Raw genomic sequence first — 542 nt, forward strand, 5'->3', positions numbered from 1 at the left:
TATTCCTGCGGCGGGAGGTCCTGGTAGGAGACGTGCGTTCCGGCCGCGGCGCTGATCTCGGCCGCAAGCTCAGCCATGGTGAACGGTTCGTCGCCGCCCAGCTCATAGATCCTGCCGGCCTGGTCCCCGGCAACCAGCACTGCAGCGGCTGCGTGGGCGTAGTCTGCGCGGGAAGCTGCGCTGACACGCCCCTCTCCCGCGCTGCCTGCGATGGCACCCTGCGCGAGCGTGCCGGGCAGCTGGTCAATGTAGTTCTCGAGGTACCAGCCATTGCGCAGCAGGACGAAGGGAACGCCGGATTCCTGCAGGATGGCCTCTGTTGCCTGGTGCTCGGCTGCCAGCTTCATCCCGGTGGTGTCCACGTTCGCGATGCTGGTGTACGCCACCAGCTCAACACCCTCAGCCTTCGCCGCCTCGATGACCGTCCGGTGCTGCTCCACCCGCTGGCCCACCTCGCTGCCCGAGATGAGGAGCACCTTGCGGGCGCCCTTCAAGGCCTCCGCAACGGACGCTGCATCGGAGTAGTCCATTCTCCTGACCTG

The 542-nt window shown here is 67.0% G+C and carries 1 protein-coding gene; it reads right to left on the bottom strand.

Translation table 11 applies throughout. The annotated features are described in order from the left end of the window. On the bottom strand, positions 1–542 hold a 542-nt coding region (locus AC5RWX_RS34180; RefSeq protein WP_494100558.1), incomplete at both ends, for an NAD(P)H-binding protein.

It is taken from the genome of Arthrobacter sp. SPT-J7, assembly GCF_059089965.1.